We start from the raw sequence: 17,779 nt of genomic DNA, 5'->3' as shown, positions 1-17,779 counted from the left end.
TCTTTTATCTTAATTTGTATTCTTTTTTATCAAAGAAGTCAGTTGTGGACGGAAGCGATTGTGTTTCACCACTTTTATCTGCTCACGCATGTGAGCCAAACTATCCCGACGGATATTAAGCTGTAATGCGCTGACAGTCAGAGGATTTTTCTTGATAATTTCGCCCCAGCCATTTACCGCCATTGTGTGTCCCCATGTCCTGCGAGTACCATGCACACCAACCTGTGCCGGTGCCAAAATAATACATTGATTCTCGATAGCACGGGCTCTCAGCAAGGGTTCCCAATGCGCCTTACCCGTCAAGCGGGTGAAAGCAGCAGGGACGGAGATAAGCTCTGCGCCCTGTTCACGCAATGCCTGAAAAAGTCCAGGAAAACGCAGATCATAACAGATAGTCATCCCCAGGCGACCAACAGGTGTATCAACAACAGTTATATGTTCCCCACGCTGGTAAATCGTGGATTCATTATAGGCACCGTGTTCATCGTTGATATTGACATCAAACATGTGGATTTTGTCGTAACGTGCCTGGATTTCGCCTTGATCATCAAACAGCAAACTACTGCTAGTGATACGAGTGGGATCTTCCCGACTGATCAACGGCATAGAGCCAATCAACAGCCAAACACCGTAACGTTGTGCTATTTCACTCACCGCCTGTTGCAATGGTCCACTACCCTGCGTTTCTGCATGTGCGCGGTAGGTATCGGCATCAGCGAATAACAGCGCATTTTCTGGTGTTAGAACCAGTTTTACTGTCTCTGGTAATTGCTTAATCTGCTGTTCAATTTGCGCTAAATTGTGTTTGACATTCGTTCCACTGCATAATTGTAAAAGTGCAACATTGGCGTTTTTCATGGCCCTTTATTCTCCTTAAGCTGACGTATAACTTCATCAATTTTAGGCTGTTCGAGGCTGCCCGTTAACCGATAGCGAATCACCGATATCTTGCTCCAAAGGGGCCTCAGTACTTTTGTTGCGGCAAAAATTGCCGCGCCAGCCACAGGATTGACGGCAAAGGCCGTTGCGACTCCCACCGTTGTCGAAATTTCTGGCGTAATGACCAGTGCCATATTGATCTGGCGATGAACTAAATCTGTCCGCCCTGTAGCATTGATGTCCGCTGCCAATCCATCAATAAGAAAGTTATCGGTATACACGACCCCATTTTTTACCGTTGCGTCACCACGAATGGAATCAAAGTTGAAATCATCACTGAATGTGTCACTAAAATCCAACTGTAATTTACGCAACAACGCATCAAAACTGATAAGTCTGAATAATTGCCCAGCCCTGCCACCGCCCAATTTGGCGATGGCACCTTTTTTCATGTCTCCAATCAGCGTGCCGTTCAGCGTTTTGAGATCTGGCTGCCACGGGACATTTTGCCATTTCAAATTGAAATCAAATTTGAAAGGCGCATCCACAATCGGAACGATAAAGCCCAAATAAGCGGCCATATCATCGAATTTTTCTCCCGATAACTGTCCCTTGATATGGCTATAACTGCCGGTATGGTTTTCATACCAACGCCCAGATAATGTCAGATTTCCAGCACTGTTTTCCATTTGCCCATTGGTCAAAATCAGAGAATCGCCTTCTGGCCTGATCGATCCAGATACTTTGCCGAGTTTTAATCCAGCAACCCAGCACTCTGCGCATTTGACATCCAATGCAGGCCAATTGTTCAAAGCATAATGGGGCACTGGCACCTTATCTGACATTAGCCTTTTGTCATCAACCGACAAATCTGTCGCAAACAGAGGATCGTAATAAAGATAATTGATTGATGCCCGCATCGGTTTATGCTTTTCAATCAGAAGGTTGCCATTAATCTCTTTCCCCTGTGCATTCACGGTTACTTCACCGTTTTGTTGCATAACATTGAATGTGAGTTGATTCCAACGCTGTCCGGCAAGATCCAATGCAGGCAATGAAATTGCAAATAAGCTTGGCCACAGCGAACCATTATCTTTCGAGGGCTTCCAATGCAGAAGTTCAAGCAGCGCCAATAACTTTTCACCATCAATGGCAGGCAAGTTTAAGGCCAACAATGATTTTTTCGGCAGAGCAGGAATACCCATATTATCGGTCTGCAAAATACCTCGCTGCAATTTGGCATGAGCTTCTTCCAGCCTCCACTGGGTATTGAAAGCATATCGCTTGCCCATTAATCCTTTGATCTGGAGTTGGTTCATATCACCTTCAGCATGGAGATTAATCTTATTCCATTCCCGCAGAGATTTTGTGTCCAATATGGGTAATTTACTGTACAAATGTGACAAATCTGCATTAACTGCAATACGATATTTAACATCACTCTTTGTCTCACCAGAAGGTAGAGTTACATTGACGTCCCCCTGCCAATTCAGCGTTCCAGATAGTTGGTTGCGAATCTCCGTCGGAAGTTCCGGTAATGTCTTCGCCGCCCAATGTGAATCCAGTTTCACATCAACCTGATAATGTTTTGGTAAATCCTGGGTAGAAAACTTCAGAGACAAGGGATTTCCTAGCCAATTAGCAGATAATGTCTCACTTTTTAAGTTACCATTGTCAAAGCGAAATTTGCCATTGAGATGCGCCATTTCGCTATTTAATGGTTTGATGAACAGATGGGTATCTTTCAGCACCACTTCTCCGCTTGCCACAACTTTCCCATGCTGCAAGGGAATATCCATATGGAGTTTTCCATCCACCCTGCCATTAAGTTGTAAGTTATCTAGTGCGCTGCCAATCGTATCTGCCATCGGGCTGTGGTTGAAATAATCGTGGATACTCTTTCCGTCTCCAGAGAGTGCCGCATCAATAAACAGCTTGTGCTTACCGTAATCTGGGATCACTGCTGAGACGTCAGTCGCCTCCACTTTTCCCAAATGCGTTTTCGGTGCCAGCATCCACAATCCGTTATTCTGGAAATTCAGATCGATATTCAAATCAAACAAAGCCGGCCAATCGGGTTGATATTGAAAGGTGGCATGGCGCAGCGGTACAAATACCTGAAATTGACCATTGTTCTGTCTAAACGGGAAATCATGAGGATCACCCTGAAAAATCAGGGTCGCATTATCGACCTTTCCCTTAATCAAGGAAGCGGTCAAATAGTTTGTCAGAGATTCCCCCATCAGTGGCGTGGGGAAATAACGCCATGCTTCACCCAGGTCATTGGCGCGAATTCCCGCTAACATGGCCAAAACAGGTGGTTTGTTGTGAGGTTTTAGGTAATGGAAATTTCCATTGAGCCACAGCGACTTGGCCTGCAAATCCAACCCCTGACTCCAGACTTTCATGCCATTTTGATCATTTTCCCAAGATACCTGCCCTTCGCTGCTGGTAATCTCAAGCGGAGCCTGAAACATATTGCCATAATCAATGGTGCTGTTTTTCAGTGCAAGATTGAGCTTTCCCCGCTGCTTATTTCCCTCTAACCTGCCACTGAAATGGTTAATTGAAGGCAGTTCCTTCCAACGTAACCAGCTTACATCCCGCCATTTCAGGCGAATTCCCATATCATCGGGAAGCGCTGGTGTGATATCGAGAGCAAAATCGTCAATCACCCCCTTCGGCTGCCGATGCTGCCAATCCTTAACAATATCCGGTGTCACAAAAGAGAGTATCGGTAATATCCCGTTTAAATATTCAAGCTGGATATTTTCAGCACGAATACGCCAGTGATCATTACCCTGATATTGCTGTGACTGCTTAACATACAGTGTCGCGAGCTTCCCTTCAGGCCACTGTTGCTCGTCAGTTTTCAGGCGTGCCAGATTTGGGACTTCAAACAACCACCCTTCACCCTGGCGACGCATTTGCACAAGGAAGTCATGCACGTCAAGCTGATGTTTTTCATTTTCGACATGCCAATTAGCTCCACCGTGCCTAAACTGCAAACGTCCACTATCAACTCGCCCATTCTGCAAGGTAATCCAACTGGCTAAACTGAAATGGGCATTATCCAACCCTGTGTTATCCCTCAACCAATGGCTTAACCACAGTCGCATGTCGATGTCATCGGCCTGCAAATAAATTGTGCCATTATCCAGAACCCCATCACTATCTTTCAGGTCAAGCTTCACCTGAACAATACCTTCTTGCCCATTGATCGAAGAGAGGCTTACGCTGCCTTGTGCCCGATGGCGATTATCTTTATTCAACCAGGTTAGCTGCGGTAATAGCAAATCCGCTTTTTCACCCGATGGCGTCAAAAAGGTCAATCGGCTGTCATGCAAATCAAAATGATTGAATTGTTCAAGAAACAAGGCAGAGAGGCTATCCGGCTGAGAAAACCTGTTTTCGCCCTCTGCTCCAAACAGAGACTTATCGTAATTTACCTGAAGCTGGTAAAAGGACAGATCACGAAAATGCCAGCGCCGTTGTAACAGTGAACGCCAGACATCCAAAGAAAGTATGACCTTTTTAGCATGAATATCGGCATCTGCCGTTTTCGCGCTGATATCACGGATTTCCAGACTAGGACCAAAAGGTTCCCAATGACCTTTTATGTAACCAATATTGACAGGAATGTTTGTCACGTCAGCAATTTTTTCGACTAATTGCTGACGATATTCATTGATGTGTGGCAGGAAGAAACGCAACCCGCTGACAAGCAAAGCCACAATGATAATGACTATTGCGGCTGTCGCTAATAGTATCCCCGGCAGTCGCTTCACGCATTTCTCCTTGGTTGCCAGCGCTATTTCTTTGCAAACCGTCTTCTACAGACTACAGATAAGCCCTCACAAACTAACGGCTTGTATTACATCATAATGACGTCAAATTGCTCCTGGCTGTAACGCTGTTCTGTCTGCACTTTGACCTGTTTACCCACAAAAATTTCCACCTCGGCCAATGCGTGAGACTCATCCCCTTTCAGGGATTCACTTACGGCTGGAGAGGCATAAACCAGAAAACGATCAGCATTAATTGCGCGATTGACCCGAACAATTTCACGCAAGATTTCATAACAGACGGTTTCGACGGATTTTACCGTTCCACGTCCCTGACAGGTTGGACAATTATCACACAAGATATGTTCGATACTTTCCCGTGTACGCTTGCGCGTCATCTCAACCAAACCCAATTGTGAAAAACCATTGATGGTGGTTTTCACCCTATCTTTGTTTAATGCCTGTTCCAGGGAAGCTAATACACGGCGACGGTGTTCTTCATTACCCATATCAATAAAATCAATGATAATGATACCGCCCAAATTACGGAGCCTTAATTGTCGGGCGATCGCCTGTGTTGCTTCAATATTAGTATTAAAGATAGTCTCTTCTAAATTGCGATGCCCAACAAAAGCACCGGTATTAATATCAATTGTTGTCATGGCTTCTGTCTGATCAATGATCAGATAGCCACCAGACTTTAATTCCACCTTACGTTCCAGCGCCCGTTGAATTTCATTTTCCACATCGTACAGATCAAATATCGGTTGATTTCCCTGATAATGTTCCAGTTTAGCGTTCATTTCAGGAATATATTCATCAATAAATTCCTGCAATTGGAGAAATGTTTGGCGGGAATCGACCCGGATGCGATCAAGGGAAGCACCAACAAAATCACGTAAAACACGCTGCGCCAGCGCTAATTCACCATAGACCTTGTTTTTGGTGATATTGCGTTTCTTACGTTCAATCACTTTACTCCACAGGCGCTTCAAAAATTCGGCATCCTGTGCCAGTTCTTCTTTTCCCACGCCTTCAGCGGCCGTGCGGATAATAAAACCCCCATACTCATCACAGTACCCCATGACGATGCTTTTTAGGCGCTCACGTTCTTCTTCACTCTCTATGCGCTGTGAAACACCAACATGCGATGCGCCAGGCATAAACACCAAATAACGTGACGGTAAAGTAATATCCGTTGTCAAACGGGCACCTTTTGTCCCCAGAGGATCTTTCACTACCTGAACAAGTAAATCCTGCCCCTGACGCACCAATTCAGCAATGTCCCTGACATGGAAATTCTTCCGCTCTTCGCCGGCAATACACTCAGTATGAGGCACGATATCCGAAGCATGCAAAAAAGCCGCTTTTTCCAGCCCAATATCGACAAAAGCCGCTTGCATACCCGGTAAAACCCGGCTCACACGCCCTTTGTAAATGTTTCCGACAATGCCCCTTTTGGCTTCCCGCTCAATATGAATTTCTTGTAAGATACCGCCATCAATATAAGCAACCCGCGTTTCGGATGGTGTTATATTGACTAATAACTCTGCTGTCATGAATAGTCCTTCCCATCAGCTAACGCTAAAAATCGTGTGATTAATTCATACGTTTCCACCAGTGGTAAGCCGACAACAGCGTGGTAACTGCCATTAATTTTTCTGACAAAACAACCGCCTTTACCTTGAATGCCATAAGCACCGGCTTTATCCATTGGCTCCCCAGTTGCAATATATTCCTGTATTTCCCGTTGGGACAACTGGCGGAATATCACATCTGTAATGACTATCTCACTCAAGGTATGTTGATTGTTCGATAAAGCAACAGCCGTCATGACCTGATGGCACTGACCAGACAAACTGTTAAGCATTTCCACAGCGTGTTGCTGATTTCGCGGTTTTTCCAAAATTCGGTTGTTCAATACAACAAGGGTATCAGCCCCCAGAACGGGGTAATCGTGTGATGCAATGGCTACACCAGCCTGTGCTTTCTCTCTGGCTAATCGAGTAACATATTGCTGAGGAGACTCTCCTTCACGCCATTTTTCTTCGACCTGAGGTGCCAGGATTTCAAAATTAAAATCCAATAATTCCACCAGCTCATGCCGTCTTGGGGAGCCAGAAGCTAAATAAATGGTTTTCATCGCGAATAATCCTTAGGAGTCTATCCCATCAGCTATTTTTTGTTATATACCTTTGCTTTTTAAATACACAAACCCACTTTAACGGACTGAAAATTGACGACGGATTTTCCGCATTAATAAGAATAGCCAAGGCCAGAGAATACCATTGACCACCCCATTCCAGAATACTTCTGGATGAAAGAGTGTCTTGAGTAACAGGGTATGGATCAGAAAAACGCAGAGGTTCATCAATGTCGAAAGTCCGACCACAACCAGAGCTTGCTGCCAAAGCGCCATATTGCGGATAAGCTGGAATTTGAATGCGACCAGAAAACTGATAATGCTAAATGCCAGAGCATATGCTCCCAAAATACTTCCGTGCAACAGATCAGTAATAATCCCCAAGACAAAGCCAGTACCAACGCTGACACGATGGGGAAGCGCAAGCAACCAATAAACTAAACACAGCATCAGTAAGGTTGGCCGAAACATAAAAAACTGCTCCGGCCACGGCATAATTTGTAGCACTATTGCAATCAGGAAAGATAACCAAATAACCCAGAGTCCTTGGCTATGGTATTGACTCATTGACGATTTCCTGTAGCTGGTAATGTCGGTTTTTCCGCTGACACTTCTGCCGATTTTGGTGCCAGCAACTGCGGCGACTCATTTGATGGATTTGGCAACACTTGCGGTAACATCTGCATCAAACGCTCATTGGCAGCGCGGTATACTTCCGAAGGTGGCAATGGTTCAGAGGGATCGTTATCAACTCCCCACAATAGGAGTAAATAGCGCAAGCGCCGCAGTTCAGCCAATGGACGGGCACGAATTACCGCATGAGCCCGCTGGTTATCAATTTTGACAGAAGAGACTACAGCCACAGGATAACCTTCAGGAAAACGCCCTCCCAACCCCGATGTCACCAATACATCACCTACGCGAATGTCTGTATCACTTGGTAAAGGTTCCAGCAGGAGATCATCCGTACACCCTGCTCCACCCGCGATAACACGAGTGTCATTACGCAGTACCTGCACAGGAATTGCATGAGAGGGATCGCAAATCAACAATATCCGGCTGCTCAACTGGCTCACGGCAGTTACTTGACCCACGACACCTCGATCACTGATAACCGGCTGCCCTTCGTACACGCCATCCTTCGCCCCTTTATCAATGACAATTTGATCGCGGTATGGGTCCATCCCCCCGGAAATCACCTGCGATACCATCATATGTTCATCATGACGCAGCGGCGATCCCAGCAATTCACGTAAACGGGAATTTTCTTGTTTCAGTTGCCCCAACAGCAGCAATTTGCTGTCCTGTAAACGCAATTCATTACGCAGGGTTCTATTTTCCAGCTCCAGATGATTGCGGCTAACAAAAGATTCTGAGATGCTGTCCAAAAACTGACGCGGCCCGTTGGCAAGAAAATAAAAAGGACTCACAGCCGTATCCATGTAGCTACGGACTTTATTGAAAATACCAAGGCGACTGTCTACCACCATCAAAATAATGGCAATAATGATAGCAAAAAAGAGTCGTAGTTGCAGAGAAGGCCCTCTGCTAAAAATCGGCTTCATAAATGGCGTATTGTCGAGCTGTGTTGTCTCATAAATGATAAAACTCCGGCACAATCAGCAAGGAGGCCCCAATAAAACACGTCCACCTCCCAGCTCGCAGAATGACTTTTAGTCTTCGCTGAACAGATCGCCACCATGCATGTCGATCATCTCCAGTGCCTTGCCACCACCACGGGCAACACAGGTCAGTGGATCTTCAGCAACAATGACAGGAATACCGGTTTCTTCCATCAGCAGACGATCAAGATTACGCAGCAAAGCACCACCGCCAGTCAACACCATGCCTCGTTCAGAAATATCGGAGGCCAATTCTGGTGGGCACTGTTCCAGAGCGACCATCACTGCACTCACAATACCCGTTAATGGTTCTTGCAGAGCTTCAAGAATTTCATTGGAATTCAAAGTAAAGCTGCGCGGTACACCTTCGGCCAGGTTACGACCACGCACTTCGATTTCACGTACTTCATCCGTTGGATAGGCAGAACCAATTTCATGTTTGATGCGCTCTGCCGTTGCTTCCCCAATCAGGGAACCATAATTGCGGCGAACATAGTTAATGATGGCTTCATCAAAACGGTCACCACCAATACGTACAGAAGAAGAATAAACAACCCCATTAAGGGAAATAACAGCAACTTCAGTGGTTCCCCCACCAATATCAACGACCATTGAACCCGTTGCTTCGGAAACCGGCAAACCAGCACCGATAGCAGCCGCCATAGGTTCTTCAATTAAAAATACCTCCCGCGCTCCTGCACTTTGGGCGGATTCACGGATAGCACGACGCTCAACTTGCGTCGCACCCACAGGCACACAAACCAACACGCGCGGACTTGGACGCATGAAACTGTTATTGTGAACCTGCTTGATAAAATGCTGTAGCATCTTTTCGGTAACATAAAAATCAGCAATGACCCCATCCTTCATGGGACGGATAGCGGCAATATTACCCGGAGTACGTCCCAGCATCTGTTTTGCTTCCAGCCCTACTGCTGCAACGCTTTTTGGTGAACCGGCTCTGTCCTGGCGAATAGCAACAACAGAAGGTTGATCCAATACTATTCCTTGGCCTTTGACATAAATAAGGGTATTGGCAGTACCCAAGTCAATGGACAAATCGTTGGAAAACATGCCACGAAATTTCTTTAACATAACGAAAGGATAATCCTGCAAGCTGGGGACGGAGATTGTCCGTCTACTCTACCAACCACATGAAGCAGCGACAAGGCGCATAATTAACTACTTTTACTACTTCAATAAAAGTGGCCACGTTATTCACATCAGAAATACGATATTCTACGTTACTTTTCTCTAACGGAGCAGAAAAAAACTGCATAAAAATGGGTTAATTCAGCGAATACACCAAAAAACAACATGACAAAGAAAGTCCCAAGATGAAATAGTTCATTAATTATAAAAACAATAGATGAATTTGGTGAAATATCACAACATTGTTGCCCTCCCATTTCAGTACATCAGGTTTTATCTATATAGGTTTTATCTATATTGTAGTAACGCAAAATTGTAATGATGCAAAATTGTGGTAATACCAGAATCGTGGTAATGCTAAACAGGTAATAATGTCAGATAGATACCTATCAAGAGAGGATAATCATGAAAGCTTTATTACTGGAACAACACGAAACATTATCTGCATCTATTCAAGATATTGATGTATCTCAATTACCATCGGGTAATGTGGTCGTTGATATCCATTGGTCAACACTCAATTACAAAGATGCCCTTGCCATCACCGGCAAAGGGAAAATTATCCGCCAATTTCCGATGGTGCCAGGGATCGATTTTTCTGGTGTTGTCCATCATTCCGAAGATCCCCGTTTTCACGTCGGACAACATGTTTTGCTGACTGGCTGGGGTGTGGGAGAAACGCACTGGGGTGGGCTGGCAGAACAAGCGAGAGTCTCTGGTGAATGGCTAACACCCTTACCGCACGCATTAAGTATCCGACAAGCAATGATCATCGGCACAGCGGGTTTTACTGCCATGTTATGTGTCATGGCGTTAGAACAAGGGGGCATCACACCAGAAAGCGGAGAAATCGCCGTGACGGGAGCCAGTGGTGGTGTTGGCAGTACGGCGATCACCTTACTGTCACAACTGGGTTATTCCGTCACTGCAATTAGCAGCAAACCCGACAGTCAAGATTACCTGATCTCGCTGGGAGCGAAAGCGGTATTGCCCGCCAGTGACTTCAACCAGCCATCACGTCCATTAGAAAAACAGCGCTGGGCCGGTGTGATAGACACCGTTGGTGGCACAGTATTGGCTACCTTGCTGGCACAAATGCGTTACAACGGTACAGTAGCCGCCTGTGGCATGGCAAGTGACAGTCAACTACTCACCAGCGTAATGCCGTTTATTCTGCGTAATGTTCGTTTACAGGGTGTGGAATCTGTCACTGTTCCTGCTTTGAAACGTCCTGCCATTTGGCAGCGTTTGCAAGCGCTACTACCAGATTCCTTTTATCAGCAAGCAGCTAATGAAATTACATTAGACCAGGTGCTCGAACACGCCAATAAGTTGATAAACAATCAAATTACGGGCAGAACGGTCGTGAAAGTGCGCTGATAAGACCAGTATTTAGCTGCTAAATGCCACGATATGTTTATAATGTCGGGCTTTATCGTCAAATTTACAATTCTAGCTATCAGAAAGAGATGACAAACCGTTGACATCGAGTTATCTTGGTCGATTGTTGACAGATTGCCGGAGATACCCGCACAATGGCAGACAAGTTTCGCATTTTACTCTTGAATGGCCCTAACCTGAACCTGTTGGGAACACGAGAGCCAGAGACCTACGGCAAGTTAACGCTTGATGACATCGTTAACAAACTGTCACAAGAAGCTCAGCAATCGGGGGCTGAATTATCCCATCTGCAATCCAACGCAGAATCTGAACTGATTGAGAGAATTCATTCTGCACGGGGCAATACAGATTTTATTTTAATCAACCCTGCGGCATACACGCATACCAGCGTGGCATTGCGCGACGCACTTCTGGCGGTAGGTATCCCATTTATTGAGATTCACCTTTCCAACGTGCATGCCCGCGAACCATTCCGCCATCACTCATATCTTTCAGATATTGCAGTCGGCGTCATCTGCGGATTGGGGGCGAATGGTTATAGTTTCGCATTACAGGCAGCGGTCAACCGCTTGTCAACATCCAACTAATTGACTTAAAAGTACGGAACCACACTCATGGATATTCGTAAGATAAAAAAATTGATCGAGCTGGTTGAAGAATCTGGCATTTCTGAACTGGAAATTTCTGAAGGTGAGGAGTCAGTACGCATCAGCCGGGCAACAACAGCCACGACAATACCTGTGACTCAGCAATATATTTCTGCTCCTTTTCAACAGCCAGTACAGGCCGCTGCACCAGTAGCAGCGCCAGTCGCCGCTGACAAACCTGCTGAAATCAGCGGTCACACGGTTCGCTCTCCGATGGTTGGTACGTTCTACCGTTCCCCAAGCCCAGATGCGAAACCTTTCATTGAAGTCGGCCAACATGTTAATCAGGGTGAAACCCTGTGCATCGTTGAAGCGATGAAAATGATGAACCAGATCGAAGCTGACAAAACTGGCGTAGTGAAAGCGATTTTGGTTCAAGACGGTCAACCTGTTGAATTCGACGAGCCACTGGTCGTCATCGAATAACGAGGCGCACCCCATGCTTGAAAAAATTGTCATTGCTAACCGCGGTGAAATTGCACTGCGTATCCTGAGAGCCTGTAAGGAACTAGGGATCAAAACCGTAGCTGTGCACTCTGCGGCAGATCGTGACCTGAAGCACGTCCTGCTGGCGGATGAAACCGTCTGCATCGGTCCGGCCGCCTCAGCAAAAAGTTACCTGAATATTCCTGCCATTATCTCTGCGGCGGAAATCACTTGCGCACAGGCAATCCATCCGGGTTATGGCTTCCTGTCTGAAAACGCCGACTTTGCCGAGCAGGTCGAGCGTTCTGGCTTTATTTTCATTGGCCCGAAAGCGGACACCATCCGTTTGATGGGGGATAAGGTTTCCGCTATCAACGCCATGAAAAAAGCGGGCGTACCTTGCGTTCCTGGCTCTGATGGCCCATTGGGTGACGATGCCGAGAAAAACAAAACCATTGCAAATCGCATCGGTTATCCGGTGATCATCAAGGCATCGGGTGGTGGTGGCGGTCGTGGTATGCGCGTCGTACGCAGCGACAAAGATCTGGAACAATCCATCGCCATGACCCGTGCAGAAGCCAAGGCAGCTTTCAACAACGACATGGTATATATGGAGAAATTCCTTGAAAACCCACGTCACGTTGAAATTCAGGTCTTAGCTGATGGTCAGGGCAATGCGCTCTATCTGGCTGAACGTGACTGCTCCATGCAGCGCCGCCACCAGAAAGTGGTGGAAGAAGCGCCAGCTCCCGGTATTCCACCAGAACTGCGCCGCAGCATTGGTGAACGTTGTGCCAATGCCTGTATCGAAATAGGCTATCGCGGAGCGGGTACATTTGAGTTCCTGTACGAAAACGGCGAATTCTACTTTATTGAAATGAATACCCGTATTCAGGTTGAACATCCAGTGACTGAAATGATCACTGGCGTTGACTTGATTAAGGAACAGCTGCGTATCGCCTCTGGTTTGCCACTGTCCATCAAACAAGAAGATGTCGAAATCAAAGGTCATGCGATCGAATGCCGTATCAATGCAGAAGATCCGAAAACCTTCCTGCCAAGTCCGGGCAAGATCACCCATTTCCACTCACCAGGTGGATTTGGTGTGCGTTGGGAATCCCACATCTATGCGGGATATACCGTACCGCCTTACTATGACTCCATGATCGGTAAGCTGATCACTTACGGCGAAACCCGTGAAGAGGCAATTGCACGTATGAAGAACGCACTGGCCGAATTGATCATTGATGGCATCAAGACCAATATCGATCTACAACTGGCAATTATGAATGACGAGAACTTCCAGAAAGGCGGAACCAATATCCACTATCTGGAAAAGAAATTGGGCTTACATGATAAGTAAGGTTTCTTTGACGCTTATTTAGCGTTTGTTGCTTTGAATAAAATCCCATCTTTTATAGGTGGGATTTTTTATAGTTCCATGTAAATTACCCGGAGAACAGATGGACGGACGATTTGTTCAATCCCACAAAGAAGCACGTTGGGCAGTATTCCTGACGCTAGCTTATCTTGTTGGTTGGCTACTGTGTGCGTATTTACCCAGTGATGCCATTGGCTTAACTGGACTACCTCGCTGGTTTGAACTGGCTTGCCTGCTGCTACCTGCCTTATTTATCATCCTTTGCTACTTGATGGTGAAATTTATATTCAAAGATATTCCACTGGAGGATAGTGATGCAAAGTGAAGTCATTCTGCCTCTCGTGGGATATCTGGCATTAGTGTTCATACTCTCAATCTATGCTTATCGCCGCCGACAAACAGGTGAATTCCTCAGTGAGTATTTTCTTGGCAACCGCTCAATGGGGGGATTTGTACTGGCAATGACCATTACCGCAACCTATATCAGTGCCAGTTCCTTTATTGGTGGCCCTGGCGCCGCTTATAAGTATGGTATCGGTTGGGTGTTATTATCACTGATCCAATTGCCCGCGATATGGCTCTCGCTTAGCGTACTGGGGAAAAAATTTGCTATCCTAGCCCGCCGTTACAATGCAGTCACCCTCAATGACATGCTATATGCACGCTATCAGAGCCGCTTTCTGGTCTGGTTTGCCAGTATAAGCTTGCTGGTCGCCTTTATCGGGGCCATGACAGTACAATTCATTGGCGGTGCTCGTTTACTGGAAACAGCCGCCGGTATCCCTTACGATACGGGATTATTGATTTTTGGCGTTTCCATTGCCCTCTACACCGCATTTGGCGGTTTTAGGGCCAGTGTCCTCAATGATGCCTTACAAGGATTGGTGATGCTGCTGGGAACGGCGTTATTACTGGCAGGCATTATCTATAAAGCTGGCGGATTATCAGCAGCAGTGACGACACTGCGCACTATTGACCCAAACCTGGTTTCTCCTTATGGCGTCGATAATATCCTCACAGGGCCATTTATGGCGTCTTTCTGGGTACTGGTTTGCTTTGGTGTCGTTGGGCTGCCACACACCGCAGTGCGCTGTATCTCTTATAAAGACAGTAAGGCCGTTCACCGTGGTATTGTGCTTGGCACGATCGTGATGGCATTCCTGATGTTCGGTATGCACCTTGCCGGTGCCCTTGGCCGAGCCATCATTCCTGATCTGACGATCCCCGATCAAGTGATCCCAACCTTAATGATCACGGTACTGCCTCCTGTTGCTGCCGGCATTTTTCTGGCTGCACCAATGGCTGCGATTATGTCCACCATCAATGCCCAACTGCTACAATCTTCGGCCACTATCGTCAAAGATCTCTATTTAAACCTGTTTCCACACCAGATCAGCCAGGAGAAAAAACTGTCACGCATCTCCAGTTATTCCACTCTATTTCTAGGGGCATTACTGCTGCTGGCAGCCTGGCGCCCACCAGAGATGATTATCTGGCTGAACTTGCTGGCATTTGGTGGACTGCAAGCCGTTTTCCTCTGGCCACTGGTTCTGGGATTATATTGGGAAAAAGCCAATGCCCAAGGAGCGATCAGCTCAATGCTGACAGGGGCAGCAAGTTATACTTTGCTGGCAACTTTCAACATTCAGCTTCTTGGTTTTCATCCTATCGTGCCATCGCTATTACTGAGTTTACTGGCATTTTGGATAGGAAATAAATTCGGCGTGGCTTGCTCTAAACGATTACATTTCACACAATAACGTGATTTACAAAACGAGAATTTTTTATGCCTTGGATACAATTAAGATTAAACACCACGGGACAACAAGCGGAAGCGTTAGGCGATGAGCTTATGGAAAGTGGCGCAGTATCAGTCACCTTTCAGGATAGCCATGATACGCCTATTTTTGAGCCTCTGCCGGGCGAGACGCGTTTATGGGGTGATACCGATGTTATCGGCCTGTATGACGCTGAAATGGATATGAAAGCGGTTGTTAGCCAATTGGAACAACTTCCACAACTAGGCAAAGGTTTTATTCACAAAATTGAACAACTGGAAGATAAAGATTGGGAGCGAGAATGGATGGATAACTTCCACCCTATGCGCTTCGGTAAACGTCTGTGGATCTGCCCTAGCTGGCGCGAAGTGCCCGAACCAGACGCCGTTAATGTTATGCTTGACCCTGGTCTGGCCTTCGGGACAGGTACTCACCCAACTACCTCCCTTTGCCTGCAATGGCTGGATGGCCTTGACCTGACAGGTAAAACCGTAATCGATTTTGGTTGTGGCTCAGGCATATTGGCTATCGCAGCCCTGAAACTAGGCGCGAAACACGCCATCGGTATTGATATTGACCCACAAGCTATTCAAGCCAGCCGGGATAACGCCGAACGCAACGGTGTATCTGACCAATTAACCCTCTACCTGTCTAAAGATCAACCTAAAGACTTCGAATGCGATATCGTGATTGCCAATATTCTGGCGGGTCCTCTGCGCGAACTTGCCCCTGTCATCGGCTCACTGCCTAAATCTGGTGGATTATTGGGCTTGTCCGGTGTTCTGGCCAGTCAGGCTGAAGGGGTAGCCCAAGCCTATGACAATGAATTCATTATCGATCCAATAGCTGAACAAGAAGAATGGTGTCGCATCACAGGGATTAAAAAATAATCAACCAATGCCTATTGAAAAGCGAGATTATCCACTAAAATGATCACCCAGGAGGTCAATTAGTGGTAATCCGCTCTCTTTATGATTAGAAATATCAGTAATAACAAATTTCAGCAATAACATGTAACCATCTGTTATTTAACAGTAATTAACCAAATTTAAAAAAATCAACTGGAAAAAATCCGTTATAAATGTCGATTCGCTCAAAGTTTGGCCTTTCATATCTTGTGAAAAATGCGTAATATACGCGCCCTTAGTCACAGTTGACCACTCTTTCTTCGTCTATGCGTATCGGACAATACCAGTTGAAAAACTGTCTTATTGCAGCCCCTATGGCAGGCATAACAGATCGCCCATTTCGATCTCTTTGCTACCAGATGGGAGCAGGAATGACAGTCTCAGAAATGCTTTCTTCCAATCCCCAGGTTTGGAAGACGGATAAATCTCGGCTGCGTATGGTTCATAGCGATGAACCCGGAGTGCGTTCTGTACAAATAGCCGGCAGTGATCCCGATGAAATGGCGGCGGCAGCGAAAATTAACGTCGCTAATGGCGCTCAGATCATCGATATCAATATGGGGTGCCCAGCTAAGAAGGTGAATCGTAAGCTGGCAGGCTCTGCATTACTGCGTTATCCAGAACTGGTTGAAAAAATCCTTTCTGCGGTAGTCAATGCAGTTGATGTGCCTGTCACTTTGAAGATCCGCACAGGATGGTCACCGGAAGAACGTAACTGTGTAGAAATTGCCCAATTGGCCGAACGTTGTGGTATTCAGGCTCTTACGATACATGGCAGGACACGAGCTTGCCTGTTTAATGGTGAGGCCGAGTACGACAATATTCGGACAGTTAAGCAGACTGTTGCCATTCCAATTATTGCCAATGGCGACATTACTGACCCGCTAAAAGCCAGAGCAGTGCTTGAATACACCGGGGCTGATGCCCTGATGATAGGCCGTGCTGCTCAGGGAAGACCCTGGATCTTTCGGGAAATCCAGCATTATCTGGAAACAGGAGAATTGCTGCCACCGATGCCTCTTGGCGAAGTGCAGTGCTTCATGAGCGAGCATGTACGAGAACTGCATGATTTTTACGGTCAAGGCAAAGGAGTTCGTATTGCACGCAAGCATGTATCTTGGTATCTCAAGGAACATGCCCCTGATGACCAGTTTCGGCGCACATTCAACGCCATAGAGGATGCCAGCGAACAGCTGGAGGCGTTGAAGGCATACTTCGAAAATTTTTGCGTAAATAAAGAAAAGAGCTGACAGAACTATGTTCGAACAACGCGTAAATTCTGATGTACTAACCGTTGCTACTGTAAATTCACAAGATCAGGTAACTCAAAAACCTCTGCGTGATTCAGTTAAACAAGCACTGAAGAACTATTTTGCTCAACTGAACGGTCAAGATGTTAATGACCTGTATGAGCTGGTACTGGCTGAAGTAGAACAGCCACTGTTGGACATGGTGATGCAATACACCCGTGGCAACCAGACTCGCGCAGCGCTGATGATGGGAATCAACCGTGGTACTCTGCGTAAGAAACTGAAAAAATACGGCATGAACTGATCCTAGTCTTAGATCATGTTGTTATAAAAGCACTTTCTCTTTTAGGGGAAGTGCTTTTTTTGTTTTTGTTTATACAAATGTTTATACATGGTTCACTGAACGA

The 17,779-nt window shown here is 46.2% G+C and carries 16 protein-coding genes; 9 read left to right on the top strand and 7 right to left on the bottom strand.

Annotated features, from left to right (window positions below):
* Nucleotides 1-9: 9 nt before the first annotated feature.
* From nit1 to mreB, 7 genes are all read right to left on the bottom strand, one after another.
* A complete protein-coding gene (gene nit1, locus Xets_RS05920) occupies nucleotides 10-858 on the bottom strand; it encodes a deaminated glutathione amidase (RefSeq protein ID WP_099130845.1) in 849 nt (282 codons plus the stop codon).
* Nucleotides 855-4,667, bottom strand: a complete 3,813-nt coding sequence (gene yhdP / locus Xets_RS05915; protein ID WP_187651326.1) for an AsmA2 domain-containing protein YhdP — start codon at nucleotides 4,665-4,667, stop codon at nucleotides 855-857. Before yhdP ends, nit1 begins: the two co-directional genes overlap by 4 nt.
* Nucleotides 4,668-4,753: 86 nt before the next feature.
* Complete coding sequence (rng, locus tag Xets_RS05910; RefSeq protein ID WP_099130847.1) at nucleotides 4,754-6,223, bottom strand: ribonuclease G; 1,470 nt, start codon at nucleotides 6,221-6,223, stop codon at nucleotides 4,754-4,756.
* Nucleotides 6,220-6,807 carry a nucleoside triphosphate pyrophosphatase gene (locus tag Xets_RS05905; protein WP_099130848.1) on the bottom strand — a complete coding sequence of 196 codons (588 nt, stop codon included), beginning with the start codon at nucleotides 6,805-6,807 and terminating at the stop codon, nucleotides 6,220-6,222. The genes rng and Xets_RS05905 overlap by 4 nt, the downstream gene beginning before the upstream one ends.
* A gap of 78 nt (nucleotides 6,808-6,885) precedes the next feature.
* The gene (gene mreD / locus Xets_RS05900; RefSeq protein ID WP_099130849.1) at nucleotides 6,886-7,374 is read right to left on the bottom strand and encodes a rod shape-determining protein MreD; all 489 of its coding nucleotides are present in this window, start codon (nucleotides 7,372-7,374) and stop codon (nucleotides 6,886-6,888) included.
* Nucleotides 7,371-8,372, bottom strand: a complete 1,002-nt coding sequence (gene mreC, locus Xets_RS05895) for a rod shape-determining protein MreC (protein WP_099130850.1) — start codon at nucleotides 8,370-8,372, stop codon at nucleotides 7,371-7,373. Before mreC ends, mreD begins: the two co-directional genes overlap by 4 nt.
* 108 nt (nucleotides 8,373-8,480) lie before the next feature.
* A complete protein-coding gene (gene mreB, locus Xets_RS05890; RefSeq protein ID WP_010847922.1) occupies nucleotides 8,481-9,524 on the bottom strand; it encodes a rod shape-determining protein MreB in 1,044 nt (347 codons plus the stop codon).
* A 462-nt stretch (nucleotides 9,525-9,986) separates the two neighbouring features.
* Here mreB and Xets_RS05885 point away from each other — a divergent pair, with 462 nt between their 5' ends.
* The 9 genes from Xets_RS05885 (at nucleotide 9,987) to fis (ending at nucleotide 17,676) form a co-directional block, all read left to right on the top strand.
* A complete protein-coding gene (locus tag Xets_RS05885) occupies nucleotides 9,987-10,961 on the top strand; it encodes an MDR family oxidoreductase (protein ID WP_099130851.1) in 975 nt (324 codons plus the stop codon).
* Between the two features lie 155 nt (nucleotides 10,962-11,116).
* Entirely contained in the window at nucleotides 11,117-11,569 is a 453-nt protein-coding gene (aroQ, locus tag Xets_RS05880; protein ID WP_099130852.1) for a type II 3-dehydroquinate dehydratase, read from the top strand.
* A gap of 27 nt (nucleotides 11,570-11,596) precedes the next feature.
* Complete coding sequence (accB, locus tag Xets_RS05875; protein ID WP_099130853.1) at nucleotides 11,597-12,055, top strand: acetyl-CoA carboxylase biotin carboxyl carrier protein; 459 nt, start codon at nucleotides 11,597-11,599, stop codon at nucleotides 12,053-12,055.
* Nucleotides 12,056-12,068: 13 nt separating this feature from the next.
* Complete coding sequence (gene accC / locus Xets_RS05870) at nucleotides 12,069-13,418, top strand: acetyl-CoA carboxylase biotin carboxylase subunit (protein ID WP_099130854.1); 1,350 nt, start codon at nucleotides 12,069-12,071, stop codon at nucleotides 13,416-13,418.
* Nucleotides 13,419-13,518: 100 nt separating this feature from the next.
* Nucleotides 13,519-13,761, top strand: coding sequence for a YhdT family protein (locus Xets_RS05865; RefSeq protein WP_099130855.1), 243 nt, complete (start codon nucleotides 13,519-13,521; stop codon nucleotides 13,759-13,761).
* Nucleotides 13,751-15,196: a sodium/pantothenate symporter gene (gene panF / locus Xets_RS05860; protein WP_099130856.1), complete on the top strand. Its 1,446-nt coding sequence runs from the start codon at nucleotides 13,751-13,753 to the stop codon at nucleotides 15,194-15,196. Before Xets_RS05865 ends, panF begins: the two co-directional genes overlap by 11 nt.
* A gap of 26 nt (nucleotides 15,197-15,222) precedes the next feature.
* A complete protein-coding gene (gene prmA, locus Xets_RS05855; RefSeq protein WP_099130857.1) occupies nucleotides 15,223-16,104 on the top strand; it encodes a 50S ribosomal protein L11 methyltransferase in 882 nt (293 codons plus the stop codon).
* A gap of 284 nt (nucleotides 16,105-16,388) precedes the next feature.
* Entirely contained in the window at nucleotides 16,389-17,372 is a 984-nt protein-coding gene (dusB, locus tag Xets_RS05850) for a tRNA dihydrouridine synthase DusB (RefSeq protein WP_099130858.1), read from the top strand.
* A 7-nt stretch (nucleotides 17,373-17,379) separates the two neighbouring features.
* The gene (gene fis, locus Xets_RS05845; protein ID WP_010847912.1) at nucleotides 17,380-17,676 is read left to right on the top strand and encodes a DNA-binding transcriptional regulator Fis; all 297 of its coding nucleotides are present in this window, start codon (nucleotides 17,380-17,382) and stop codon (nucleotides 17,674-17,676) included.
* Nucleotides 17,677-17,779 lie beyond the last annotated feature (103 nt).

Source organism: Xenorhabdus sp. TS4, from assembly GCF_014467265.1.
Taxonomy (GTDB): Bacteria; Pseudomonadota; Gammaproteobacteria; order Enterobacterales; family Enterobacteriaceae; genus Xenorhabdus; species Xenorhabdus ehlersii.
Note: the sequence above shows the minus strand (reverse complement) of the source record. Positions and strands in the feature narration are given on the sequence as shown.